General features: G+C 35.9%; 20 protein-coding genes. 14 read left to right on the forward strand and 6 right to left on the reverse strand.

Annotation, left to right across the window (positions count from 1 at the left end):
- The 4 genes from ICJ83_RS09295 (at position 1) to ICJ83_RS09310 (ending at position 5,916) form a co-directional block, all read left to right on the forward strand.
- A complete protein-coding gene (locus ICJ83_RS09295) occupies positions 1 to 2,409 on the forward strand; it encodes a 3-hydroxyacyl-CoA dehydrogenase/enoyl-CoA hydratase family protein (protein ID WP_188230109.1) in 2,409 nt (802 codons plus the stop codon).
- 43 nt (positions 2,410 to 2,452) lie between these two features.
- On the forward strand, positions 2,453 to 2,710 hold the full coding sequence (locus ICJ83_RS09300) for a four helix bundle protein (protein WP_223154681.1): 258 nt from the start codon (positions 2,453 to 2,455) through the stop codon (positions 2,708 to 2,710).
- 128 nt (positions 2,711 to 2,838) lie between these two features.
- Positions 2,839 to 4,029: an acetyl-CoA C-acyltransferase gene (locus tag ICJ83_RS09305; protein WP_188230110.1), complete on the forward strand. Its 1,191-nt coding sequence runs from the start codon at positions 2,839 to 2,841 to the stop codon at positions 4,027 to 4,029.
- A gap of 75 nt (positions 4,030 to 4,104) precedes the next feature.
- Positions 4,105 to 5,916, forward strand: coding sequence for an acyl-CoA dehydrogenase family protein (locus ICJ83_RS09310; RefSeq protein WP_188230111.1), 1,812 nt, complete (start codon positions 4,105 to 4,107; stop codon positions 5,914 to 5,916).
- 71 nt (positions 5,917 to 5,987) lie between these two features.
- On the opposite strand, the gene ICJ83_RS09315 is transcribed toward ICJ83_RS09310, so the two are convergent.
- The gene (locus ICJ83_RS09315) at positions 5,988 to 6,992 is read right to left on the reverse strand and encodes a hypothetical protein (RefSeq protein WP_188230112.1); all 1,005 of its coding nucleotides are present in this window, start codon (positions 6,990 to 6,992) and stop codon (positions 5,988 to 5,990) included.
- A 180-nt stretch (positions 6,993 to 7,172) separates the two neighbouring features.
- Here ICJ83_RS09315 and ICJ83_RS09320 point away from each other — a divergent pair, with 180 nt between their 5' ends.
- The 4 genes from ICJ83_RS09320 to ICJ83_RS09335 are packed head-to-tail and all read left to right on the forward strand — an operon-like array spanning position 7,173 to position 11,262.
- Positions 7,173 to 7,643: a DUF6265 family protein gene (locus tag ICJ83_RS09320; RefSeq protein ID WP_188230113.1), complete on the forward strand. Its 471-nt coding sequence runs from the start codon at positions 7,173 to 7,175 to the stop codon at positions 7,641 to 7,643.
- Positions 7,644 to 7,648: 5 nt separating this feature from the next.
- Positions 7,649 to 8,983 carry a M28 family peptidase gene (locus ICJ83_RS09325; protein ID WP_188230114.1) on the forward strand — a complete coding sequence of 445 codons (1,335 nt, stop codon included), beginning with the start codon at positions 7,649 to 7,651 and terminating at the stop codon, positions 8,981 to 8,983.
- Between the two features lie 60 nt (positions 8,984 to 9,043).
- A complete protein-coding gene (locus ICJ83_RS09330; RefSeq protein WP_188230115.1) occupies positions 9,044 to 10,687 on the forward strand; it encodes a M1 family metallopeptidase in 1,644 nt (547 codons plus the stop codon).
- Positions 10,687 to 11,262, forward strand: a complete 576-nt coding sequence (locus ICJ83_RS09335; protein WP_188230116.1) for a YdeI/OmpD-associated family protein — start codon at positions 10,687 to 10,689, stop codon at positions 11,260 to 11,262. Before ICJ83_RS09330 ends, ICJ83_RS09335 begins: the two co-directional genes overlap by 1 nt.
- A gap of 56 nt (positions 11,263 to 11,318) precedes the next feature.
- Here the strand turns inward: ICJ83_RS09335 and ICJ83_RS09340 are convergent, their stop codons facing one another.
- The 5 genes from ICJ83_RS09340 to ICJ83_RS09360 all read right to left on the reverse strand — a co-directional run bounded on the left by ICJ83_RS09340 (position 11,319) and on the right by ICJ83_RS09360 (position 18,281).
- A complete protein-coding gene (locus ICJ83_RS09340) occupies positions 11,319 to 12,596 on the reverse strand; it encodes a glycosyltransferase (RefSeq protein ID WP_188230117.1) in 1,278 nt (425 codons plus the stop codon).
- 11 nt (positions 12,597 to 12,607) lie between these two features.
- Positions 12,608 to 14,689, reverse strand: a complete 2,082-nt coding sequence (locus ICJ83_RS09345) for an HAD-IIB family hydrolase (RefSeq protein WP_188230118.1) — start codon at positions 14,687 to 14,689, stop codon at positions 12,608 to 12,610.
- 228 nt (positions 14,690 to 14,917) lie between these two features.
- Complete coding sequence (locus ICJ83_RS09350) at positions 14,918 to 16,384, reverse strand: MoxR family ATPase (RefSeq protein WP_188230119.1); 1,467 nt, start codon at positions 16,382 to 16,384, stop codon at positions 14,918 to 14,920.
- 3 nt (positions 16,385 to 16,387) lie between these two features.
- A complete protein-coding gene (locus ICJ83_RS09355) occupies positions 16,388 to 17,515 on the reverse strand; it encodes a vWA domain-containing protein (protein WP_188230120.1) in 1,128 nt (375 codons plus the stop codon).
- 88 nt (positions 17,516 to 17,603) lie between these two features.
- Positions 17,604 to 18,281 (reverse strand): Crp/Fnr family transcriptional regulator, encoded by a 678-nt coding sequence (locus tag ICJ83_RS09360; RefSeq protein WP_188230121.1) that lies wholly within the window; start codon positions 18,279 to 18,281, stop codon positions 17,604 to 17,606.
- A 110-nt stretch (positions 18,282 to 18,391) separates the two neighbouring features.
- Between ICJ83_RS09360 and ICJ83_RS09365 the strand changes: the two genes are divergently transcribed.
- The 6 genes from ICJ83_RS09365 (at position 18,392) to ccoG (ending at position 25,766) form a co-directional block, all read left to right on the forward strand.
- Positions 18,392 to 20,770 carry a heavy metal translocating P-type ATPase gene (locus ICJ83_RS09365; protein ID WP_188230122.1) on the forward strand — a complete coding sequence of 793 codons (2,379 nt, stop codon included), beginning with the start codon at positions 18,392 to 18,394 and terminating at the stop codon, positions 20,768 to 20,770.
- A gap of 74 nt (positions 20,771 to 20,844) precedes the next feature.
- Positions 20,845 to 21,033 (forward strand): cbb3-type cytochrome oxidase assembly protein CcoS, encoded by a 189-nt coding sequence (gene ccoS, locus ICJ83_RS09370; RefSeq protein ID WP_188230123.1) that lies wholly within the window; start codon positions 20,845 to 20,847, stop codon positions 21,031 to 21,033.
- A gap of 5 nt (positions 21,034 to 21,038) precedes the next feature.
- Entirely contained in the window at positions 21,039 to 23,231 is a 2,193-nt protein-coding gene (gene ccoN / locus ICJ83_RS09375; RefSeq protein ID WP_188230124.1) for a cytochrome-c oxidase, cbb3-type subunit I, read from the forward strand.
- Positions 23,232 to 23,236: 5 nt separating this feature from the next.
- The gene (locus ICJ83_RS09380) at positions 23,237 to 23,422 is read left to right on the forward strand and encodes a CcoQ/FixQ family Cbb3-type cytochrome c oxidase assembly chaperone (protein WP_188230125.1); all 186 of its coding nucleotides are present in this window, start codon (positions 23,237 to 23,239) and stop codon (positions 23,420 to 23,422) included.
- Positions 23,419 to 24,303: a cbb3-type cytochrome c oxidase N-terminal domain-containing protein gene (locus ICJ83_RS09385; RefSeq protein ID WP_188230126.1), complete on the forward strand. Its 885-nt coding sequence runs from the start codon at positions 23,419 to 23,421 to the stop codon at positions 24,301 to 24,303. The genes ICJ83_RS09380 and ICJ83_RS09385 overlap by 4 nt, the downstream gene beginning before the upstream one ends.
- 38 nt (positions 24,304 to 24,341) lie before the next feature.
- Positions 24,342 to 25,766, forward strand: coding sequence for a cytochrome c oxidase accessory protein CcoG (ccoG, locus tag ICJ83_RS09390; protein ID WP_188230127.1), 1,425 nt, complete (start codon positions 24,342 to 24,344; stop codon positions 25,764 to 25,766).
- Positions 25,767 to 25,777: the final 11 nt, after the last annotated feature.

The raw sequence follows: 25,777 nt of genomic DNA on the forward strand, positions 1-25,777 counted from the left end.
ATGACTAAACGAAGAATAAAAAAAATAGCCGTAATAGGTTCTGGAATTATGGGCAGCGGTATAGCTTGCCATTTCGCAAACATTGGTGTAGAAGTACTACTTCTGGACATCGTTCCGCGTGAACTCAATGATACAGAAAAAGCCAAAGGCTTAACATTAAACGACAAAACAGTTAGAAATCGCATTGTAAACGATGCTTTAGCAAAGGCCCTAAAATCGAAGCCCTCGCCCATTTATCATGAAAAATTTGCATCGCGCATTACTACAGGGAATCTGGAAGACGATATCAGTAAAGTTTCAGAAGTAGATTGGATTATGGAAGTCGTTGTTGAACGCTTAGATATTAAAAAGCAAGTATTTGAAACCATAGACAAACACCGTTCACCAGGTACCTTAGTCACTTCCAATACTTCAGGAATTCCAATTAAGTTCATGAGTGAAGGGCGTAGTGATGATTTTCAAAAACATTTTTGTGGCACACATTTTTTTAACCCTGCACGTTATTTAAAACTATTTGAAATTATCCCCGGTCCTAAAACCTCTAATAACGTACTAGACTTTTTAACTGGCTATGGTGAACAATTTTTAGGAAAAACTTCAGTGCTTGCAAAAGACACTCCGGCATTTATAGGAAATCGTATCGGTATTTTTGGTATTCAAAGTTTATTTCATCAGGTTAAGAAACTTGGTTTAACTATTGAAGAAGTGGATAAACTTACAGGACCCGTTATAGGAAGGCCTAAATCGGCAACCTTTCGAACCGTAGATGTGGTGGGATTAGATACTTTAGTACATGTAGCCAACGGTATTTACGAAAACTGCCCTAACGATGAAGCTCACGATTTATTTAGATTACCTGATTTTATCAGTACCATGATGGACAATAAATGGTTGGGGAGCAAAACGGGACAAGGATTCTATAAAAAAATTAAAAATGATGACGGCTCCAGCGAAATACTGTCGCTTGATTTACATACACTAGAATATCGTAAACGCAAATCGGCAAAATTTGCCACTCTGGAGCTCACAAAAACCATCGACAAAGTTATTGATCGCTTCTCTGTTTTAGTAAACGGCAAAGATAAAGCCGGTGAATTTTATCGTACAAATTTTGCGGCTATGTTTGCCTATGTTTCAAAGCGTATTCCTGAGATTTCAGATGAATTATACAAGATAGATGATGCCATGAAAGCCGGATTTGGTTGGCAACACGGTCCTTTTCAAATCTGGGATGCCATAGGTGTAGAAAAAGGTATCGACATAATGAAAGCTGAAGGGTTAGAACCAGCCACATGGGTAAAGGATATGCTTGCCTCGGGTAACAAATCGTTTTATACCATTAAGGAGGGAGCGACCTATTTTTATGATATAACATCAAAATCACAGGTAAAAGTTCCTGGACAAGACGCCTTTATCATTTTAGATAATATTCGAAAATCCAGAGAAGTTTATAAAAATTCAGGAGTAGTAATTGAAGATTTAGGTGATGGCATTTTAAATTGTGAATTCCAGTCTAAAATGAATACTATAGGTGGAGATGTTCTAGCTGGAATGAATAAAGCCATCGATTTAGCTGAAAAAGATTTTGAAGGTTTGGTAATTGGAAACCAGGCAGCAAATTTTTCTGTTGGAGCGAATATAGGCATGATTTTCATGATGGCTGTTGAACAGGAATACGATGAATTAAATGCAGCCATAAAATATTTCCAAGATACCGTAATGCGTTTACGTTACTCTTCGATTCCAACTATATCTGCACCGCATGGTATGACGTTTGGCGGTGGTTGCGAATTATCCATGCACGTCGATAAAGTTGTAGCTGCAGCAGAAACATATATCGGTCTTGTGGAATTTGGCGTTGGTGTTATCCCTGGTGGTGGCGGTAGTAAGGAAATGGCTTTAAGAGCCTCCGATTTATTCCATAAAGGCGACGTAAAACTCAACGTGCTTCAGGAATACTTTTTAACCATTGGTATGGCTAAAGTATCAACCTCAGCCTACGAAGCTTTCGATTTAGGTATTCTGCAAAAAGGAAAAGATATCGTAGTGGTTAACAAAGACAGACAAATCGCAACCGCAAAAGCACATGCCAGACTTTTAGCCGATACAGGATATACACAACCTATAAAAAGAAACGATGTAAAAGTTTTAGGCAAACAAGCCTTAGGTATGTTTTTAGTAGGTACCGATGCCATGGAAGCCAGCAGATACATCAGTGAGCACGACCAAAAAATTGCCAATAAGCTAGCTTACGTAATGGCCGGAGGAGATTTAAGTGAACCAACCATGGTTAGCGAACAATATTTATTGGATTTAGAGCGGGAAGCATTTTTAAGTTTATGTACCGAACGAAAGACTTTAGAACGGATTCAGCATATGTTAAAAACAGGAAAACCACTTCGCAACTAATTGCGATTACTATGTAGATATTGTATTGAGTAGTTAGAAAATTATGCATAAAATAGAAGATTTAAACATATGGAAAAAGTTAATGGAATTGACTAATGCTATATATCATTTAACTTCTGAATTATCTTCTGATGAAAAATACGAATTAAATTCTGAAATAAAACGAAGTACTATTTCTATACCTTCACATATTGCTGAAGGTGCAGGGAGAAATTCTAATAAAGAATTTAAATATTTTTTGAGTGTGTCTTATGGTTCGGCTCACGAGCTTCAAACGCGACTCAATTTATTAACAGAATAAAACTTAATTTCAAAATAAAAGGTAAACTCAATAATTGAATGATGTATTGAAATACAAAAATGAATTATTAACTTCAACAGAAAGTATAATTCTAAAATCTCAATTGTCAATTCTCAATTCTAACAAAAATGAAACAAGCATATATTGTAAAAGCATACAGAACAGCGGTTGGGAAAGCTCCTAAAGGACTGTTCCGTTTTAAAAGAACCGACGAGCTAGCCGCGGAAACCATTCAGCACATGATGAAAGAATTACCGGAACTGGATACCGCTAGAATTGATGATGTTATCGTTGGCAACGCCATGCCTGAAGGAGCCCAAGGTTTAAATATGGCACGTTTTATCTCCTTAATAGGTTTAAACAGCGTCGATGTTCCTGGTGTAACTATTAATCGATTTTGTGCATCTGGTATTGAAACTATAGGTATCGCTACGGCTAAAATACAGTCTGGAATGGCCGATTGTATTATTGCTGGTGGTGCAGAAAGTATGAGTGCCGTGCCTATGACAGGTTTTAAACCAGAGTTAAATTACGATACCGTAAAAGCAGGACATCCAGATTATTACTGGGGTATGGGAAATACCGCCGAAGCTGTAGCTAATCAATTTAAAGTTTCTCGAGAAGATCAAGATGAATTTGCGTATAACTCGCATATGAAAGCGTTAAAAGCACAAGCTGAAAATCGTTTTCAAGACCAAATTGTACCTATTGAAGTAAATGAAACATTTATAGACGACAATGGAAAAAAAGCCTCTAAAAGCTATACAGTAACCAAAGATGAGGGCCCCAGAGCAGGTACAAGTTTAGATGCTTTAGCTAAACTACGCCCAGTTTTCGCTCAAGGCGGAAGTGTAACCGCAGGAAACTCGTCGCAAATGAGTGATGGCGCAGCGTTTGTAATGATTATGAGTGAAGACATGGTTAAAGAACTAAATTTAAAGCCTATTGCTCGACTAGTAAGTTATGCTGCAGCAGGGGTTGAACCTCGAATCATGGGTATCGGTCCGGTAAAGGCCATACCAAAAGCCTTAAAGCAATCTGGTTTAAAGCAAAATGATTTAGAATTAATCGAGTTAAACGAAGCCTTTGCCTCGCAGTCTATTGCTGTGATTAGAGAACTAGGTCTTAATCCCGATATCATAAATGTAAATGGTGGAGCCATTGCCTTGGGTCATCCTTTAGGATGTACCGGTACAAAACTATCTGTTCAATTATTTGATGAAATGAGAAAGCGTACTATGAAAGGAAAGTATGGCGCGGTAACCATGTGTGTCGGTACGGGACAAGGAGCTTGTGGAATATTCGAATTTTTGAATTAAAATGCGACTTGAGATTTGAGTAACCGTATGGCAGCATATTACAACACGCTAAACTAACTTATAATACTATCATTAATGGAAACAAAAGATAAAAACTTAATCCGAGGCGGTCAATTTCTTGTAAAAGAAACCCGTTGCGAAGACATATTTACGCCTGAAGATTTCAGCGAAGAACAACGCATGATGAAAGAGGCTGTTACCGAATTCGTAGACAAGGAAATCTGGCCTAATAAAGCTCGATTCGAGGCTAAAGACTATGCTTTAACCGAAACGTGCATGCAAAAAGCCGGTGAAATGGGATTTTTAAGCATCGCTGTACCGCAAGAATACGGCGGTATGGGCATGGGGTTCGTAGATACCATGTTGGTTTGCGATTATATATCAGGAGCCACAGGATCATTTAGCACGGCCTTTGGTGCACATACAGGTATTGGAACATTACCAATTACACTTTATGGAACCGAAGCGCAAAAACAAAAATATGTTCCTAAGCTAGCAACAGGCGAATGGTTCGGATCCTATTGTTTAACTGAACCTGGTGCTGGTAGTGATGCCAATTCAGGTAAAACAACCGCTACCCTGTCCGAGGATGGGAAAAACTATAAAATAAACGGTCAAAAAATGTGGATTTCCAATGCTGGATTCTGTAGTTTAATGATTGTTTTTGCTCGAATTGAAGACGACAAATACATCACTGGTTTTATAGTAGAATACGATCCGGAAAACCCCAATGGTATTACATTAGGAGAAGAAGAACACAAATTAGGAATTCGAGCCTCATCAACAAGACAAGTGTTTTTTAATGATACTGAAGTTCCTGTTGAAAATATGCTTTCCACCCGCGGAAACGGTTTTAAGATTGCTATGAATGCCTTAAACGTGGGTCGCATAAAATTAGCTGCCGCTTGTTTAGATGCGCAACGCCGCACCATTACCGAATCGGTTAAATATGCGAACGAGCGAATTCAATTTAAAACACCAATTTCAAGTTTTGGTGCTATTAGACAAAAAATAGCAGAAATGGCCACAAATTGTTGGGTTGGTGAAGCCGCTAGTTATAGGGCAGCCAAAAACATTGAAGACCGTATAGAAATTAGAAAATCTGAAGGTAAAGACACCCATCAGGAAGCCGAATTAAAAGGTGTTGAAGAATACGCTATTGAATGTTCTATTTTAAAAGTAGCCGTTTCGGAATTTATTCAACATTGCACCGATGAAGGTATACAAATTTTTGGAGGTATGGGGTTCTCTGAAGATACGCCAATTGAATCGGCCTGGCGTGACGCACGAATTTCAAGAATTTATGAAGGAACCAACGAGATTAACCGTATGCTATCTGTGGGTATGTTAATTAAAAAAGCAATGAAAGGCCATGTTGATGTGCTAACGCCTGCCATGGCTGTTAAAGAAGAATTGATGAGCATCCCTTCGTTTGAATCTCCTGATTATTCGGCCTTATTTTCTGAAGAAAAAAACATTATTAAAAACCTTAAAAAGCTGTTTTTAATGGTGGCTGGTGCGACGCTTCAAAAATATGGTGAAGACATAGAAAAACATCAGCAGCTCATGTTAGCGGCTTCCGATATTTTAATTCAGATATATTTAGCGGAGTCAGCGATTCTACGTGCTGAAAAAATGGCTAAAAACAATGGGGAAGACAAGGTGAAGGAACAAATTGCCATGGCAAAATTAAATCTGTTCCATGCTATAGACGTGATTGAAACCGCTGGTAAACATTCCATCATATCAATCTCTTCAGGCGATGAGCAACGTATGATGCTCATGGGCTTAAAACGCTACATTAAATATGTAAACATGCCAAACATTGTTGAATTAAGAAATACGATTGCCAATAAGGTTATTACCGAAAATAAATACTGTTTTTAAACAGAAACTTGTGACTAATTCTAAAAAAAAGCGCCACATGTTGGCGCTTTTTTTAATTGTAACTTTTTACACTAATTGATTGGCCATTGCGACCAGTTACTACAGTGTCCTGCCAAATCAGTTTCCTGAATTGAAGTTTGAATAAAAATATAACTGGCATTCATAACTGCCAATGGTGAAAAATGAAATTTATATACACCTTTTTCAAAATTTCCAGAAGCAAACAGCTTACCAAAATGTCCCTGACTTAACCCATGCCCTGCTTCATGAAGGGCTATAGTTTCCACATCGATATCATCGCCATCATTCCATGCAAACGCATCATTATAATATATTTCTCTCCAGGCTACGTCGTACTTTCCATTATTATCTAAATCTATTAAATTACCGTCATCATCGGTAAACACAATAGTAAATGTTACGCCTAAAACCGATTCTGCCGCACCTTCATCTTCAAAAATAGTATTAAAAAATTCACCATCTTCCCAGCCACAATGATTTATATCGGCAACATAATCTGCACTGCCACTTTCAGGATCAAGAAGAGAAGCGATAAAACCTGTTTTTAACTCACTATCGTATGGCACTTTATACATCCCCAAATCCGAACATCCCAAATTATCCCAAGTAGACATGGCTCTATCGATAGCGTTATTTGCCATCGCCACATCTAAATCGGCAGAAGCCCGGTTATTATCAATATAATATGAAATATCATCCGTGCCATCCAAAGCTAATCCTGGCACAAAATCTCCTGCCAATTGTTTATTACCTACATCTCTAAAGAAAACAATATTACCCATTTTATCACTATTGGCATGCGTAATATATTCAGCCATTAACAAAGCAACATGATACTTTTCATTCGACTTATCTCCTCCCTTTGCTCCCGGCCTTTTGTTAAGGGTATTATTTACCTTGACCTTCCTTACTGTATTCCCTATATCAATAAAAATAGGAGAATCAGCATGCACCTCATGCAACGCCATATTGGAATCGTTTTGCAAATTATCACAACTAAAAAACAGGAAAAGAGACAGAACAAGGGGCAACCAGTTACGTTTCAATAATTTCATCGTTTTAATTTAATTCGTTGAACAAAACATTTAATCTTCAAATAAGATATTTATTAAATATAGTATGTGCAAAATAACTAGGTAATCGTATAAAATAATCCTTTAAACAACTTTACACCCAAATATTTATTACTTAAGAGCTCGCTTATTTTAATTAAATTAGTAAAAAATGAAATAAAAATGAAAACCATACTAACTTGTATATTCTGTGTATATGCTACTTTATCATTTAGTCAAAATGAACAACAACTCGAGCCCAAACTAAAAAATATCTCTTGGATTTCAGGCAATTGGAAAGGTGAAGCATTTGGCGGACAAACCGAAGAAAACTGGAGTATACCTTCTGGTGATTCTATGATGGCAACATTTAAACTGATTATCAACGAAAAAGTAAAATTTTATGAAATTGAAATAATTCGAGAAATAGAAAACTCATTAATACTTCAATTAAAACATTTTACAAATGATTTAAAGGGTTGGGAAACAAAGGATGAAACCATAGATTTTCCTTTAATAAAAATCACACCAAATAAAGCTATTTTTGAAGGTATGACTTTTGAAAAAATTGATGATAACCAAATGAACGTTTATGTTGATATTGAAGGTCAAAATGGCAAAAAAGAAACTGTAAAATTCAATTATAAAAAATAATATTCATGAAGTTTTTTCTATCCTTAATAGCATTGGGAATAACCTCTGTTTCATTGGCTCAAAACCAACAAAAAATTTACGACATAATAGATGCTGTTTCGGCGCAACGTATTAAAAATGATATAACAACTTTAGTAAATTTCGGTACTAGAAACACTTTTAGCGACACCGTTTCCGCAACACGAGGCATAGGCGCAGCGCGTCGTTGGATTAAATCGGAATTTGAAACCATTTCTAAACAATGTAATAATTGTTTAGACGTATTTTACCAGAAAGATTTTGTAACAAAAGCTGGAAATAATCGCGTTCCTCATGATGCCTGGGTTGTTAATGTAGTTGCTGTGCAAAAAGGTACAAAATATCCTAATAGTTATGTTATAATGAGTGGCGATATAGACTCTCGAGCAAGTGACACTATGAACTTTACAACCGATGCTCCAGGCGCTAATGATAACGCTTCTGGCATGGCAGGAACCATTGAAGCGGCCCGAGTTCTATCAAAATATAAATTTGAACACAGCATTATTTACGTAGGACTCTCGGGAGAAGAACAAGGTTTATTCGGCGGTCAGGGTTTAGCGAAATATGCCAAAGAAAACAATTGGCATATCGTTGGAGTTTTTAATAATGATATGATTGGAAATATTGAAGGAGTAGATGGCGTTATAGACAATAGAACATTCAGAATTTTTTCAGAACCTGTTCCGGCAAACGAAACTGAACAAGCTAGAAAAATGCGCCGCTTTTACGGTGGTGAAGTCGATGGTATTTCGCGCCAACTTGCACGTTATATTCATAAAACTACTAAAACCTATATGCCCGAAATGAATCCCATGATGGTTTACAGATTAGACCGTTTTGGAAGAGGTGGCCACCATAGGCCTTTTAATGACTTAGGATTTCCTGGAATTCGCATTATGGAAGCCCATGAAAATTACACGCAACAGCATCAAGATGTCCGTGACGAAAATGGGATAAAATATGGCGATGTTTTAGAACATGTAAACTTTAACTATGCAAAAAAATTAACGGCGGTTAATGCTATCAATCTGGCAAGTTTGGCATGGGCACCCCCTGCCGCAAAAAATGTAGCGATTGGAGGTATTGTAGAAGCTTCTGCCAAATTAAAATGGGATAAAGTGGATGGAGCAAAAGGTTATAAAATATATTGGCGCAATACGACCTCTCCTACCTGGGATTATAGTCGTTATGTTGGCAATGTTTCCGAATTCACTTTAGATGGTATTGTTATAGATAATTATTTCTTTGGGGTATCGGCTGTTGGAACAAATGATTTTGAAAGTGTTGTAGTGTTTCCAAATGACATTATCAGAAATTAACATAGTATTAGCAGTCTATTAAATCCCTTTTTAATTATTTTATCCTCTAAACTTAAATTCATGAATATCCGTTTTTTATTCCCATTTATAGTGCTTTTGGCTATACAGTTTAAAGCAAAAGCCCAGTTAATGACTGAGAAAGTAGAATTTACTAAACAAGATACTTTACGTGGAAGTATCACTCCAGAGCGAGTTTGGTGGGATTTAACCTATTACAGTTTAAAGGTCGAAATAGCCCCAGATAAAAAATATATCTCAGGAAGTAATAAAATTCAATTTAAGGTTTTAGCTTCGAATTCAATAATGCAAATCGATTTGCAGGAGCCCTTAAAAATTACGAAAGTTACCCAAAACGGAAAACCTTTAAAAGTAAACCATAACGGAAATGCTCATTTTATAACACTAAAACAAAAACAACCTATTGGAAGTACTCAAGCTATAGAAGTGTATTATGAAGGAACCCCTAGAGAAGCTGTTAAAGCACCCTGGGATGGTGGTTTTTCATGGAAAAAGGATAAACACGGTAATCCGTTTGTAGCAACCTCTTGCCAGGGTCTAGGCGCCAGTGTCTGGTGGCCTTGCAAAGACCACATGTACGACGAAGTCGATAGTATGGATATCAGTATTACAGTTCCAAAAGGCCTAATGGATGTTTCAAACGGACAGTTTGTTGGTAAAACAGAGCACCAGACCACAACTACATTTAACTGGACGGTTAAAAACCCAATAAATAATTATGGCGTAAACGCAAACGTGGGTGATTATGTGCATTTTAATGAAATTTATGAAGGAGAAAAAGGTCCTTTAAAAATGGATTATTATGTACTGAGGGACAACCTTGAGAAAGCTAAAATACATTTTACGCAAGCGCCAAAAATGATGAAAGCTTTTGAACATTGGTTTGGCCCTTATCCGTTTTATGAAGATGGCTTTAAACTCGTTGAAGTGCCCTACCTAGGTATGGAACACCAAAGTTCCGTTACTTATGGCAACCGTTACAATAATGGCTACCTCGGACGAGACCTGTCTGGGTCTGGCTGGGGACTTAAATTCGATTTCATTATCGTTCATGAAGCAGGTCACGAATGGTTTGCCAACAATATTACCAACAAGGACATTGCGGATATGTGGATTCATGAAGGTTTCACTTCTTACTCTGAAGCCCTATATTTAGATTATTACTACGGGAAAGACGCTGCATCAGAGTATGTTATAGGTATTAGAAAAAATATCCTGAACAACAAACCACTAATCGGTCCATACAACGTTAACAAAGAAGGCTCTGGTGATATGTATTATAAAGGTTCTAATATGATTCACACGCTGCGACAAATAATTGAAGATGATGAAAAGTTCCGTCAAATTTTACGAGGCATGAATAAAACCTTTTACCATCAAACAGTAACTACGCAGCAAATTGAAAACTATATCAGTAAACAATCAGGTATCGATTTAAATGCATTTTTTAATCAGTATTTGAGAACAATAAAAATTCCGGAGTTTCAGTACTCTATAAAAAATAACAACTTCAAATTCCGCTGGACGAATATTGTAAAAAACTTTGATATGCCTTTAAAGGTTTACATTAACAATAAAGCAAAGTGGATTTATCCTAAAGCCGATTGGCAGACTATATCTCTTAAAGAACTTGCTTCTGAATTTAAGATAGACCCTAACTTTTATATTCTCACAAAGAAATTATAATGACTATGGTGCCAGAGCTCTATTTTAAAACCGATAATGCTTGGCGAGCCTGGCTACACAACAATTATGATTCAGCTAAAGGTGTCTATCTAATTTTTTATAAAATAGATCATGAACAAAAGAGTATGCGTTGGGAAGACGCTGTAAAGGTTGCGCTCTGCTATGGTTGGATTGACTCAACAGTAAAAAGCTTAGGCAATGGAAAGCGCCGGCAGTATTTTACACCAAGAAAGCCGAAAAGTGTTTGGAGCGCATTAAATAAATCCTACATTAAAGAATTAATCACCAGAGGGTTGATGCACGACAACGGCTTAAAAGCTATCGAAATTGCTAAGAAAAATGGTAGTTGGAACGCATTAGATGATGTTGAAAAAGGCATTATTCCTAATGATTTACAAAGAGAATTTGATAATAACCAAAACGCCTTAAACAACTACCTTAACTTTGCACCATCTTATAGAAAAAATTATTTATATTGGTTAAACCAGGCCAAAAGGGAAGCCACAAGAAAAAAGCGCATAACTGAAATAATTCAGTTATGCGCTAATAATATTAAATCTCGAGACCATCGATAATATATTTTACTCTGCCACCTTTTCATCGATTGCAAAAATTCATAATAATAAATACCCTAGTAGATGCTTGCCTCAGCAGAACGTTGATTAATAGAACTATTAAAAATATCCAATATACGTTTTGCTATACCTGTCCATCCAAAATTACGTCGTGCAAAACGTGCACCTTCTACAGAAAGCTCATTACGTAGTTTAGGATACAGTAATGGCATCGACATCATGGCTCCAAACTCTACTGGTCTGTGCGGGTCTGCAAATAGTGCCTGATTTCCGAAATCGATTAAATCGTATAGTCCACCATGAACCGTAACAACACTTGGCGTCCCACAAGCCATTGCCTCTATGGCAACCATACCAAAAGGCTCGTAGCGCGAAGGCATGGCGAATATATTTGCTGAACGGTACACATTAGCTAAATCTTCGTCGGCTATATAATTTTTCCAGGTTATTTTATCCAAAACACCTAATTCGCCAGCAATTTTCTTTAAACCAGCAACGCCTTTATCATCTTGCTTGGAGTTATCACCTCCAATTGCAGCTACTAAACGTGCTTCAGGACAAAGTTCAAAAACTGTTGGCAAGGCTTGAATGAGTAAATCGTAACCTTTATTATGAGCCATTCTACCTAAAGCCAAAATATCGGTAGGCTGGATATCGTATTTGGCTCTTATTTTATCATTTTCCTTGGACGGCACAGGGAAGAAACGATTTTCATCAATTCCAGGTGGTATCATCCCGCAATTTCGAGGTAAAACATCATATTGTTGCGTTAATAAATCCACTTGCGGAATGGTCGTAGCAATAATGTAGTTACACATTTGATAAACAAAATACTCTTTACGAATTCGTTCTTTAAAACGGTATTTTTTCTCCATCTCTTTTTCATCCATATCGCTCCCCATAGTATGTTGTTTCCACCAACCTAAGGAATGAGGTGTATGTACATGGCAAATACCTAATTCTTCCGCAATTTTTTGTCCGGCCCAACCGGCATCCCAATAATGGGTATATACCACATCATATTTTTTGCGTTCCTTTTTTATTGCTGCCAAACAATTGGTTACAAACTTTTTTAAGTGATCGTGCATATCTTCCTTTCGGATGAATTTCTTCCCACCAAAAGGAATACGCCAAACACTATAATTTTCGTCTACATGATCATATTCTGGCTGATCTTCAAATTGACGTGTTACTAAATCAACGCGCTTTCCTAGTCGGCTAAAACGTTCGGCAAGCTCTAAAACATAAACTACTTGTCCACCTGTATCGGGTTTTCCTAATTCGGCATTAGCACCTACATATCCGTGCAAAGAGATCATTAAAATTGACTTCATATTTTTATATTTTAGTTATTGATTACTTTTAAATCGTTACAAGCAGAAATATACTGCGCTGCAGACCAGGCCTGATAGGCTTTACCCATGGCTTTCCCTGAGGTTCCGTGAGCCCATTCGGTAAATTCCCATTCTTCGGTTAATCCTTCTTTGTTAATTAGCGCCAGTTTATGCAACTCTGAAATCGCCACTTCACGTAAGCCTAATTTATTGACATATTTAACCCAAAAACCTCCTACAAAAGGCCAAATTCCGCCATTATGATAATGGTGAGGTAGATTAAGAAGATTAACCGTATAATATGGTCGCCAGTCGGGATCTCCAGGGGTTACCACGGGGTAGACATTTCTAACTGGAAAAGGATCGTTAACACCAACACCTAATAAAAATTTGAATGTATGATGTGCCTTTTCTGCATCAACTGTTCCGTGTAAAAAGGCTAACACATTGCCAAACACATCACAACGCCAACTAAAATCAAACGGCGTTGTTTGAGCAATTAAATAAGGGGTATCACCTAGAGTGAATTGACGTTCGGCAAAAGATACCGACTGAAATAATTTTTGTTGTGTAGACGGCCAGAAATTCATTAATATTTCCTTTTTAATTACTTGAGACCAACGTATATATTCACCAGCCTTTTCGTAATTACCTAACATTTCAAGCATTCTACCAAAACACACATTGGCACGGTACCATAAGATTTCATCATATAAAATATTGTAACTACCACCAAACAAATCGGTCCAATCTCCAGCCTCGGGAATTTCTAATAAGGCATCATTATTACTGTCATGGGCCCCTAGCCATCGCATGGTTTCTGTTATATCAGAAATATACATACGAAGAAAATCTATGTCCTTAGTAACATTGACGTATTCATAAAAAGCTATGACCACCCAAATACCACTATCGATAGAACAAATACCACCAACTCCAGAATAATCGGCTACATTATCTTTAATTCTAACATTAGAAGGAATTTGTCCATTCCTTGAAATATGATTAAATAAAGTGACTAAGGTTTGTCTCTGGCATTTGTGTAATTCTTCGTCGTGAATAAGTGACAAAGATCCAATTACGGTAATAGCACCATCGCGCGCCCAAACACTATGGTAGTTCTCATCGGTTCCGTTAGGTACGTTATCATTTATAGAACAGGCGGAAAAACCCAAAGGTGTGATATTCTTTTTTAAAGCTATAATTGCCTTTTCATACCCTTCCCGTATGAGTTTCAATTTTTCCTGATCATCTTCTTCGGCTATACTATCTAACTCCTGCTTTATAAAGTAATCATCGGTATGATCTTCATCTAAATCCTTTTTAGCCTCTTCTGGAAGTATTCCATAATAAATTAAACCTTCAATAACACCATTTCCATGATCTTCTTCGGCATGATATATTTGTCTGTATTTTGTAAATTTATAAAGTTCCTCATGCGCATTTGCTACAACAATACCTCGTATTCCTTTCATGTTAAACATGGCCGAATCATTTCCACTATCGCCAGCAACAAGAACATTGTAAGGCGTTAACTCCAGTTTTGCCAACAACCATTGTAGCGCATTTCCTTTATTGGCCCATTTTGGTAAAACATCTAAAAACTTATTACCAGAATACACGATGTTAACAAACATATTGGCCTGCGCAAAATCTTTTTCAATACTTGCAATCAGTTCGTCGTTTGCATCGTGAAAAAAATAGCTGCGTTTATATGAATGTTGAAATTTTGCTGGTTGCTCACTTATAGGATGGTCTATTGCTTGAATTAACTTTTCGACTGCATCTAAATCCCAACCTTCGTCCAGTACATCGTTAAATTCTTTAACGACACATTCTTTTTTACAATCGTAAATAAGCGTACCAACGCCTCCAATAATATAGTCGGGTTTTGGCAATACGCCTTTTTTAATGAGAAGAAGGACGTCATCAATTAACCGCCCCGTATTATAAGTAAGAATTATGTCTTCGGGAGTATACTTTTCCCAGATTTTTTTAAAATTACTTTTTAATGTGTGAAATTCTATTAAAGTATTATCAATGTCAAAAGATAAGAGTTTTATTGCACTCTTATCATCAGCGTTTGTTTTCATATTAAGAAATTCTAAAGCGTTTTATTGTTGGTTTTTATTAAAAATCAATTAAAAACACATGATTTTTGCTTAATATACATAAAAAATCACTAAAAACAGCTCAAAATCTCCTCTTAGAAAATCTGATAATTTACTTTTATTAGAATAAAAAAAATACTTACTTTTAAATAACGATATGCCAATTATATGCTACTATATCGTGAATATGAAAATATAAAAAACAAGCGCTTAAATACCACTAATAAAACTACCATATGGATCTTTAAATTGTAAACCTTCAGTAAATCGGTGTTTACTTAATTGCTTATACTCAGCTAATCCCCAAAGTACAAACTCTTTAACAAAATTTCGATCGGAAGGCTCTACAATTGGCTGATATTTATCTAACAATTCATCCAGAGGGGTAACTTCATTTAATAAGCTCGTATAGGCATCATCAGTAAGTTGATCTACAAGTTCGAAACCTTCTTTTCGATTAAAAAACCAAGAGATTAAATCGTCGTAAGGTGTTTCGTCTTCTTGTTTTTTAAGTTTTTCAATTTTCGGAAAATATTCAACGAACAAACTTTTAATTGCCTCTCCTATTAAGTTATAGGCAACCACAGCAGCGCCTTCTTGCTCTCCTTCATAAACCAACTCTACTTTGCCTGTTATAGACGGAATGATACCTAAAAAATCCGACAGGCGAACGGTAGTCTTGTCTTGTCCCGACAATAGAGCACGACGTTCGGCGGTACTCATTAAATTTTCCAGAGCTGTGATGCTTAATCGTGCACTAACACCACTTTTAGCATCGATATAATCACTTTCTCTGGCTTCAAATACAATTTGCTCCAGTAAATCCCGAGCTAAATCAGGAACTAGCACATTACTTTTTTGATTTTCAACAACTTTGGCTTCCTGCTCTGTAATAGTTCTGGCAGTCTCAATATCGATAGGATAATGCGTTAAAATTTGAGAACCAATTCTATCTTTTAAAGGTGTAACAATACTTCCTCGGTTGGTGTAATCTTCGGGGTTTGCCGTAAATAAAAACTGCATATCTAAAGGCAATCGTAATTTAAAGCCTCGAATTTGAATATCACCTTCCTGTAAAATATTAAACAGCGCTACTTGAATTCTAGCTTGTAAATCTGGAAGTTCGTTAATCACAAAAATACAACGATTGGCACGAGGAATCATACCATAATGAATGACACGATCGTCGGCATAACTCAGCTTTAAGTTAGCCGCCTTTATAGGATCTACATCCCCAATAATATCGGCCACTGTTACATCTGGAGTTGCCAACTTTTCAGCAAAACGTTCACTGCGATGCAACCATGCGATAGGCGTCTTGTCTCCCATTTCTTTAATGCGTTCTTTAGCATATCTGGATAACGGATTAAATGGATCGTCATTAATTTCAGAGCCTTCTACAATTGGTATATATTCATCTAACAAATTAAGCATTAAACGAGCCAGCCGAGTTTTGGCTTGACCACGCAACCCTAACAAATTAATATTGTGTCTTGATAATATAGCCCGCTCTAATTCTGGAATTACTGTATTTTGATAACCATGAACTCCGTTAAATGTGGTTTCATTATTTTTTATTTTTTGAACTAAATTATCACGTAGTTCATCTTTTATAGATTTACTATTAAAGCCTGATTGTTTTAATTCGCCAAGTGTTTTTATGCTTTCGATATTCATATATTATCCTCTTATTCGCTTTTTTCTATTGGTTTCGTAATCTTCAAAAATCATTTCTCCCAAGCCCTTAATTCCTGTGTAAAACGCTTTACCCTGATTAGCATAAGTAAACTCCCTCACAAACTGCATTAAATAATTATCTTTAGCAATCATAAAGGTGGTAATAGGAATATGTAGTCTTCTAGCTTGTTGTGCCATAGCATAGCACTTATTTACGATATTTGGATTTAAGCCAAAACTATCTTTAAAATACTCGCCATTAGATAACCTCAAACAACTAGGTTTTCCATCGGTTATCATGAATATTTGTTTATTGGTGTTTCGTTTTCTTCGTAACAAATCCATCGCTAATTGTAGTCCTGCTACAGTATTGGTATGATAAGGACCTACTTTTAAATACGGTAAATCTTTAATTTCGATAGGCCAGGCATCGTTACCAAAAACTAAAATATCTAAAGTGTCCTTAGGATACCGCGTTGTTATTAGTTCGGCAAGCGCCATAGCTACTTTTTTCGCAGGCGTTATTCGGTCTTCACCATAAAGTATCATGCTATGACTGATATCTATCATAAGTACCGTGCTCATTTGAGATTTATGCAGTGTTTCTTCCACTACCAAATCGTTCTCAGAAAGTGTAAAATCGGCTATACCATGATTAATTTGAGCATTTTTTAAACTTTCAGTCATCGAAACCTTGTCTAAAGCATCACCAAACTGATAGCCTCTAAAATCTCCAGTATGCTCGTCTCCTACACCTAAACTTTTACTTTTATGATTTCCTTGTCCGCTGCGCTTTAATTTCCCAAATATTTGATCTAAGGCTTGTTGCCTGATAGCGCGTTCGGTTTTTGCTGTAATTGCCATGCCCCCATTACCATCTGTATCGATTTCTTCTCTTATATAACCTTTCTTTTTAAGGTCTTCGATAAAATCATCAATAGTATATTCTGGGGTGGTAAGATTATATTCTTTGTCGAGTTCGCGTAACCAATCTATAGCCTCTTCAAAATCGCCTGACGTATGTGTGATTAATTCTTTAAATATATCAAATAATGTATCGAATGGCGATTGCGATGGCGCCTGATATGTTTTAAAAACAAAGCCTTTTCTGAAGGTATTATCTGGTCTCATAGCGTTATAAAAATACTATATTTTTATAAAACACCTCAAGGTATGCGATTAGATTTTTCTATGAGATCACAAAAAAAATCGATACTAGCTACTCAACTCGCTTTAAACCCTCCAGGTCTTCAATTTTGATTTTCTTTCCTGAAGTTGAAATAAGCCCTTGTTTTTTAAATTGTGAAAGTACACGAATTGCAGACTCTACGGCTGTTCCAACAATATTAGCATAATCTTCACGAGATAAAATAACGCTTAAGGTTTTATCTGGGTTAGTACCAAAACTATCGTATAAATAAACCAAGGTTTCTGCTAATCGTTGCCTAACCGATTTTTGAGCCATATTAACAATGATATCATCTGCCTGACGTAAATCGTTCGCCATATCTTTTAAAACATCGAAAGAAAATTTAGAGTTTTTTTGTAAATCGCTGACAATTTCAGACTTTGGAATAAAACAAACCTCCATATCGTTTAACGCAACAGCACTTAAATTAGTGACTTCTTCGGTAACCAAAGACCGCTGACCTAATAAATCGCCTTTTACCACTAATTTTACGATTTGATCTTTTCCGTTGGCACTTAATTTTGATAATTTACAAATGCCATCTTTAACGCAAAACACACCGTTTACCACATCGCCTTCTTCAAAAATAACTTCTCCTTTTTTTATAGTCTTTGTAGTTTTACAGCCTGAAATACGCACCAATTCGTCTTTGGTAAGCGACTTTAATGAATTAAACTGCTTAACAATACATTGTTCACATTTACTCATACTAGAATTTTATATGCTGAGTAAAAATACTTAAAATTCATGATAAAAGTCATATATTGTAAGGAGTTCTTTTGAGAATTTTGTTACAGGTATAACTATGAGCAAATTTTATGAATCAAGATAACTGTTTCCATTGTGGTGATGTATGTGATTCGGACCCCATTTTTTACAACGAAAAAAAATTTTGTTGTAATGGGTGCAAAACTGTGTATGAAATTTTTTCTGAAAATGATCTAACCTGTTACTACGATTTAGAAGTTTCACCTGGTGCAACACCAAAAGATATTGAAGGCAAATACGACTTTTTATCTCAGGAAAACATCATTGAAAAACTAACCGAATTTAATGATGGAAAAACACAAATTGTAACACTTTATATTCCACATATTCATTGCAGTTCTTGTATTTGGATTTTAGAAAATCTAAACAAATTAAATTCTGGTATTTCATCCTCCCAAGTAAATTTTGGAAAAAAGCAAGTTCGAGTTACCTACCACACCAATACAACTTCATTAAAAGAAACCGTTTGCCTGCTTAGCAATATTGGTTATGAACCATACATTTCATTAGACGATTTTAAAACGGGAAGAAAACAAGTAAACCGATCGTTAATATACAAACTGGGTATCGCTGGTTTTGCTTTTGGTAATGTCATGTTCTTATCATTTCCTGAATATTTTGAAGTTGGTGAGTTTTGGCTAGAAAAATACAAACATTTGTTTCGTTGGCTCATGTTTTTCTTTTCATTGCCTGTTGTTTTTTATGCTGGACAAGATTATTTTATTTCAGCATTTAAAGGGTTGCGTAAAAAACTACTTAACATTGATGTTCCGATTGCTTTAGGCATTGCAGTTTTATTTTTAAGAAGTTCGGTAGATATTATTTTCGATTTAGGTAGCGGATTTTTTGACAGTCTTACTGGATTAGTTTTCTTTTTATTACTGGGTAAATTTTTTCAACAAAAAACCTATTCATTTCTATCATTTGAACGCGACTACAAATCGTATTTCCCTATTGCTATTACGAAAATTAAAGATGGGCATGAAACCCCTATTCAAGTTTACGATATTAAAAAAGGAGACCGTTTACTCATAAGAAATGAAGAATTAATTCCAGCAGATGGGATTTTAATTAGTGGTAATGCTCAAATAGATTACAGCTTTGTTACAGGCGAATCGAAAACGGTTAACAAACAATCGGGAGATAAATTGTTTGCCGGTGGAAAACAAACATCCGGACTCATTGAAATGGAAGCTTTAAAATCGGTTGAACAAAGTTACCTTACACAACTTTGGAGTCATGATGTTTTTAACCAAAATAAAGAAGAGCATTTTACAACCTTAACCAATACAATTAGTAAACGTTTTACTATAACAATTTTAAGTATTGCCATTATAGCCACATCATATTGGCTATCTGCAGATGCATCAAAAGCTTTAAACGTGTTCACTTCTGTTCTTATAATCGCATGTCCATGTGCCATTGCTTTGGCCGCACCTTTTACATTAGGTAATTTGCTTCGAATTTTTGGCAAAATGAAATTTTATGTGAAAAATGCCACAGTAATAGAACAGTTGGCTAATATTAACACCATTATTTTTGATAAAACAGGAACCATTACTTCCAATAAAAAAAGCACTGCAACATACGAAGGTGATATATTATCAAGTTCGGAAGAATTACTCTTAAAAAATACGCTTCGTGGTTCAAATCATCCTCTAAGCAGAGCACTTTATAATATTCTTGAAGAGCACCAAATTATTACTTTAAATCATTTTGAAGAACATTTAGGCAAAGGTATTGAGGCATCCTACAATAACGAACATATAAAAATAGGCTCCGCAAGCTTTGTGGGCGCAAAGGAAACCTCTGTTTTAGAAACTAACGTGCATATTAGTTCCAATAATTATTATAAAGGAAAATTCACTTTTTATAACAGCTATCGCAGAGGTTTATCTAAACTATTTAACGAACTTAAAAAAGATTACGATTTAGCTATTCTTTCTGGGGATAATGCGGGCGAATTAGAAAATTTAAAAAAACTACTTCCCTCAAAAACCAAACTTATTTTCAACCAAAAACCAGATGATAAATTAGAGTACATAAAATACCATCAAAGCGAAGGTGCCAAAGTGTTAATGGTTGGTGATGGCTTAAATGATGCCGGAGCACTGGCCCAAAGTAATGTTGGCGTTGCTTTGTCTGAAAATGTAAATGTTTTTTCTCCAGCCTGCGATGCCATTTTAGACGCTTCAAAATTTAGTCAGTTATTTCAATTCATAAAAGCCTCAAAACAAGCTATAACAATAATTAAATGGAGCTTTATACTCTCTTTAATTTACAATTGTATAGGGATTTATTTTGCTGTAACCGGGCAGTTAGCCCCTGTTATCGCTGCTATTTTAATGCCTTTAAGCTCAATAAGTATTGTTGTATTTACAACTGTTTCGACAAATTTTTTAGGCAGAAAACTAAGAAAAAAGGGGTAATTCTTTAAACATGACAAAAATCATATTTTAAGAATTCCTTCACATTTACTTTTGAACCATAACTTCAAATAGGTATGAGTGTTATATATATGTTATTAGGTATTAGCATTGTTGTTGCTATCATTTTTTTTATTGCATTTATCGTTGCGGTGAAGAAAGGACAATATGACGATGATTATACGCCTTCAGTAAGAATGCTTTTTGAAGACGAACTTGTTAAAGAACAATCAAATTCAACCATTAAAAATAAAAAGACCAATTAATTATTATGGAAGTACAACAATTTTACTACGATAACAAGATTGTTAAGAAATTCTTATTTGCAACCATGCTATGGGGTGTTGTAGGAATGCTAGTAGGCTTACTATTAGCCTTTTTATTCTTGTTTCCAAACCTTACCGACGGTATTCCATGGTTAAGTTTTGGGCGCTTACGCCCGTTGCATACTAATGCGGTTATTTTTGCCTTTGTTGGTAATGCCATCTTTGCAGGTGTTTATTATTCATCGCAGCGCTTGTTAAAAAGCAGAATGTTTAGCGATATACTTAGTAACATTAATTTTTGGGGGTGGCAATTAATAATTGTAGCTACAGCTATATCTTTACCGTTAGGTTACACCACATCAAAAGAATACGCCGAATTAGAATGGCCAATTGACATCGCAATTGCGGTAGTTTGGGTAGCGTTTGGAGTGAACTTAATTGGAACGATTTTAAAACGTCGTCAGCGTCATTTATATGTAGCAATATGGTTTTACTTAGCCACTTTTGTAACTGTTGCTGTACTTCATATTTTTAATAATATAGAACTTCCGGTAAGTGCTATGAAAAGTTACTCGGTTTATGCCGGTGTACAAGATGCTTTAGTGCAATGGTGGTATGGCCATAATGCGGTAGCTTTCTTTTTAACCACACCTTTTTTGGGGCTTATGTACTACTTTGTTCCTAAAGCAGCCAACAGGCCAATATATTCGTATCGTTTATCAATTATCCATTTCTGGTCTTTAATTTTTATTTATATCTGGGCAGGACCTCATCATTTATTGTATACTGCCTTACCTGAATGGGCTCAAAACTTAGGTGTAGCTTTCTCGGTAATGCTATTGATGCCATCCTGGGGAGGTATGATTAATGGCTTATTAACACTTCGAGGTGCATGGGATAAAGTTCGTGTAGATCCGGTTTTAAAATTTATGGTAGTTGCAATTACAGGATATGGTATGGCAACTTTTGAAGGGCCTATGTTATCCATAAAAACCATAAATGGTATGGCTCATTTTACCGACTGGATTATTGCTCATGTGCATGTAGGAGCTCTTGCCTGGAACGGATTCTTAACATTCGGAATGATTTACTGGTTAGTACCTAAATTATTTAAGACAAAACTACATTCAATCTCATTAGCCAATGCACATTTCTGGTTAGGTACTTTAGGTATAATTATTTACGCCTTACCAATGTATGTTGCCGGGTTTACACAATGGTCTATGTGGGAACAATTTAATCCAGATGGCACCTTAATGTATGGTAACTTTTTAGAAACCGTTACCGAAATCATTCCAATGTACTGGATGCGTGCCATTGGAGGTTCATTATACATTTTTGGTATGTTTATACTTGCTTTCAACATTATTACTACCATCAAAAAATCTAAAAATGCTGTAAGCGATGAGCTTGCTGAGGCTCCTGCCCTGCAACAAGTATCAAAACGCAGAGTAGCCGGAGAAGGATGGCATACCTGGTTAGAACGCAAACCTATTAAACTTACGCTTTATGCAACTATTGCTATTTTAATTGGTGGAATTGTTCAAATTGTACCAACGTTGATGGTAGATTCAAACATCCCAACGCTTACCAGTGTTAAACCATATACCCCTTTAGAATTAGAAGGTCGAGATATATACATTCGTGAGGGTTGTGTGGGTTGCCATTCGCAAATGATTCGTCCTTTCAGATATGAAGTTGAACGCTATGGAGAATACTCAAAAGCCGGTGAATATGTTTACGATCATCCGTTTTTATGGGGTAGTAAACGTACTGGTCCAGATTTACACCGTGTAGGTGGCAAATATTCCGACAATTGGCATTTAAATCACTTATACGATCCGCAAAGTACTTCTTCCGGCTCTATAATGCCCGCTTATCAGTGGTTAGTTAAAAATGAATTGGACAAATCGAAAACCGAAGATAAAATGCGTGCTATGGTTAGTTTGGGTGTTCCATATACCGAAAACGACATTAATAATGCACAACAACACATGTTAGAACAAGGTACTCAAATAGAAAAAAACCTTTACACCGATCCTGATTTCGTAGAAAATTACGAAGCCGATAAGAAATCTGGTGGCGCCGACTTTATTGAAATGCGTAACCGGGAAATTGTAGCTGTTATCGCCTACTTACAGCGATTAGGAACCGACATTAAAGTGAAGGATTCTGAAATTTCTTCAAATAAAAATTAATCATCATGCTAAAGTTAATAAAAAACCATTTGGAGACCATAACGGGTGTAGAAATCTATCCGATTATCTCTTTGCTCATCTTTTTCATCTTTTTTGTAGTGCTATTCTGGTGGGTTGTAACTGCTAAAAAAGAATATATAAACACCGTTAGTCACCTGCCGTTAGAAAACCAAAACGACCAAACATTATGAAACAATCATTTCCTTCATGGTTAAGAGTGCCGGTAATATTTTTTGCTATATTTTTCTTAGCCGAATATTTTATTGATTCTGGTGATAAACCAGCATTTGTCGAATACCCCTTACTAGCTTTATTTCTTTTACTAATTCTTTTCATTTTAATAGCTATGGAAGGCATAGTAAGCTCTATGAAATCTATTCTTTTCCACAGTTTGGATGAAGAAGCTAAAGCAAGATTCATCGCCGAACAACAAACGCCTTCAAAATTTATATTATGGGTAAAAAGTACCTACAAAAAATTATTGGGAGCTAAACCTATTGAAGAAGAACACGAAATTATTCTAGACCATAATTACGATGGGATTCAGGAATTAGATAACGATTTACCCCCTTGGTGGTTATACGGGTTTTATGCAACTATAGTTTTTGCGGCCATTTACTTGTTGCGCTTTCATGTGTTTAATGGAGACGGACAATATGACGAATTAAAAACAGAATATGCCGAAGCTAAAAAAGCCATCGAAGAATATAAAAAAACAGCCAAAGATTTAGTTGACTTCAATACTGTAGAACTTCTTACCGATGCCTCAGATTTAAGTAACGGCAAGAAAATTTTCGATACCAATTGTGTAGCTTGCCATAAAGCTGACGGTGGCGGTGGAATCGGACCAAATTTAGCCGATGAATATTGGATTCTTGGTGGAGGCATAAAAAATGTATTTAAAACAATTTCAGAAGGTGGCCGCGATGGAAAAGGAATGATTGCCTGGTCCAAAAACGGACTAAAACCTTCAGAAATTGCTCAGGTTGCCAGTTATGTAATAAGTTTTCAGGGTACGACTCCTGCAGAACCAAAAGATGCGGAAGGCGACCTTTGGAACGACGAAAACTAAAACATTAAGCACCTAACAAAACCTAAAACCAAAACACCTTGGAAAAACCTAATAACGATTCTTTTAGAGATAGTATTGGCACTATGACCAAAGAAGGGAAACGTGCCTGGGTGTACCCTAAAAAACCAAGTGGTAAACTTTACAAGTATCGCAAATTAACAAGCTACGTATTGCTAACTTTTTTGTTTGCTGCACCATTTATTAAGGTCCAGGGAAATCAATTTTTGTTGTTTAATGTTTTAGAGCGTCGTTTCAATATTTTCGGTTTTCCTTTCTGGCCGCAAGACTTTTACTTATTCGTCTTATCCATGATTATAGGTGTGGTTTTTGTAACGCTTTTTACTGTTGCCTTTGGACGTGTATTTTGCGGATGGATTTGTCCTCAAACCATTTTCATGGAAATGGTATTTAGACGCATAGAATACTGGATTGAAGGCGATCGCAACAAACAAAGAAAACTTGATAATCAAAATTGGAATGCTGAAAAAATAAGAAAACGAATTTTAAAATGGTTTGTCTTTTTACTTATTTCATTTTTTATAGCTAACATATTCTTAGCATATTTAATTGGTAGCGACAAACTTTTAAGGTACGTAGGTGAAAACCCTTTAAACCATTTAAGTACATTGGTTCCTTTAATTATTTTTACCGGCGTATTCTATTTTGTGTTTGCTTGGTTTAGAGAACAAGTATGCATAATTGCTTGCCCTTACGGAAGGCTTCAAAGTGTACTTTTAGACAATAAATCTATTGTAGTAGCCTACGACCATAAAAGAGGCGAAGGCAAAAATGGTAGGAAAAAATTCAGAAAAAATGAAAACAGAAACGCTTTAGGTCATGGCGATTGTATAGATTGTTTACAATGTGTAAATGTTTGCCCTACAGGTATCGATATTCGTAATGGCACGCAGTTAGAGTGCGTAAATTGCACCGCCTGTATAGACGAATGCAATCATATTATGGAAAGTATTAATTTACCAAAAGGACTTATTCGATATGCTAGTGAAGACGAAATAGAAAACAAACAGAAGTTTAAACTTACTGCGAGAATGAAAGGCTACATCGCTGTGTTGACTATTTTAATTGGTGTTTTTACAGGACTTTTACTTTTAAGAAATGATGTTGAGGCTACCGTATTACGTTTACCAGGACAACTTTATGAACGCAAAGGCGATGGTTTAATTAGTAATATTTTCACTTACAAACTGGTTAACAAAACCGTTAAGGATATAGATAACGTTAGTTTCAAACTCAGAAACTTTAAAGGGACTATAAAATTAGTTACCGCTAAAAACACGTTTAAAGTTCCTAAACAGGGCATTGCCGAAGGCTCCCTATTTATCGAAATAAATAGAAGTAACCTTAACGGCGACAAACACAAACTTATTTTGGATGTTTACAGTGGTGACCAGCATATTGAAACAACAACCGTGAACTTTTTAGGACCGAGAAGTTATAACTAAATAAAAATATA

Origin of the sequence: Aestuariibaculum sediminum (genome assembly GCF_014596945.1) — a bacterium.
Taxonomy (GTDB): domain Bacteria; phylum Bacteroidota; class Bacteroidia; order Flavobacteriales; family Flavobacteriaceae; genus Aestuariibaculum; species Aestuariibaculum sediminum.

Bases quoted from the DNA above. Each gene is read 5' to 3' on its own strand.
- ICJ83_RS09355 (WP_188230120.1), bottom strand. From the start codon at position 17,515: ATGAGACCAGATAATACCTTCAGAAAAGGCTTTGTTTTTAAAACATAT.
- ICJ83_RS09310 (WP_188230111.1), top strand. From the start codon at position 4,105: ATGGAAACAAAAGATAAAAACTTAATCCGAGGCGGTCAATTTCTTGTA.
- ICJ83_RS09320 (WP_188230113.1), top strand. From the start codon at position 7,173: ATGAAAACCATACTAACTTGTATATTCTGTGTATATGCTACTTTATCA.
- ICJ83_RS09350 (WP_188230119.1), bottom strand. From the start codon at position 16,384: ATGAATATCGAAAGCATAAAAACACTTGGCGAATTAAAACAATCAGGC.
- ICJ83_RS09335 (WP_188230116.1), top strand. From the start codon at position 10,687: ATGACTATGGTGCCAGAGCTCTATTTTAAAACCGATAATGCTTGGCGA.
- ICJ83_RS09360 (WP_188230121.1), bottom strand. From the start codon at position 18,281: ATGAGTAAATGTGAACAATGTATTGTTAAGCAGTTTAATTCATTAAAG.
- ccoN (WP_188230124.1), top strand. From the start codon at position 21,039: ATGGAAGTACAACAATTTTACTACGATAACAAGATTGTTAAGAAATTC.
- ICJ83_RS09345 (WP_188230118.1), bottom strand. From the start codon at position 14,689: ATGAAAACAAACGCTGATGATAAGAGTGCAATAAAACTCTTATCTTTT.
- ICJ83_RS09330 (WP_188230115.1), top strand. From the start codon at position 9,044: ATGAATATCCGTTTTTTATTCCCATTTATAGTGCTTTTGGCTATACAG.
- ICJ83_RS09385 (WP_188230126.1), top strand. From the start codon at position 23,419: ATGAAACAATCATTTCCTTCATGGTTAAGAGTGCCGGTAATATTTTTT.
- ICJ83_RS09295 (WP_188230109.1), top strand. From the start codon at position 1: ATGACTAAACGAAGAATAAAAAAAATAGCCGTAATAGGTTCTGGAATT.
- ICJ83_RS09365 (WP_188230122.1), top strand. From the start codon at position 18,392: ATGAATCAAGATAACTGTTTCCATTGTGGTGATGTATGTGATTCGGAC.
- ICJ83_RS09340 (WP_188230117.1), bottom strand. From the start codon at position 12,596: ATGAAGTCAATTTTAATGATCTCTTTGCACGGATATGTAGGTGCTAAT.
- ccoS (WP_188230123.1), top strand. From the start codon at position 20,845: ATGAGTGTTATATATATGTTATTAGGTATTAGCATTGTTGTTGCTATC.
- ICJ83_RS09305 (WP_188230110.1), top strand. From the start codon at position 2,839: ATGAAACAAGCATATATTGTAAAAGCATACAGAACAGCGGTTGGGAAA.
- ICJ83_RS09315 (WP_188230112.1), bottom strand. From the start codon at position 6,992: ATGAAATTATTGAAACGTAACTGGTTGCCCCTTGTTCTGTCTCTTTTC.
- ICJ83_RS09380 (WP_188230125.1), top strand. From the start codon at position 23,237: ATGCTAAAGTTAATAAAAAACCATTTGGAGACCATAACGGGTGTAGAA.
- ICJ83_RS09300 (WP_223154681.1), top strand. From the start codon at position 2,453: ATGCATAAAATAGAAGATTTAAACATATGGAAAAAGTTAATGGAATTG.
- ICJ83_RS09325 (WP_188230114.1), top strand. From the start codon at position 7,649: ATGAAGTTTTTTCTATCCTTAATAGCATTGGGAATAACCTCTGTTTCA.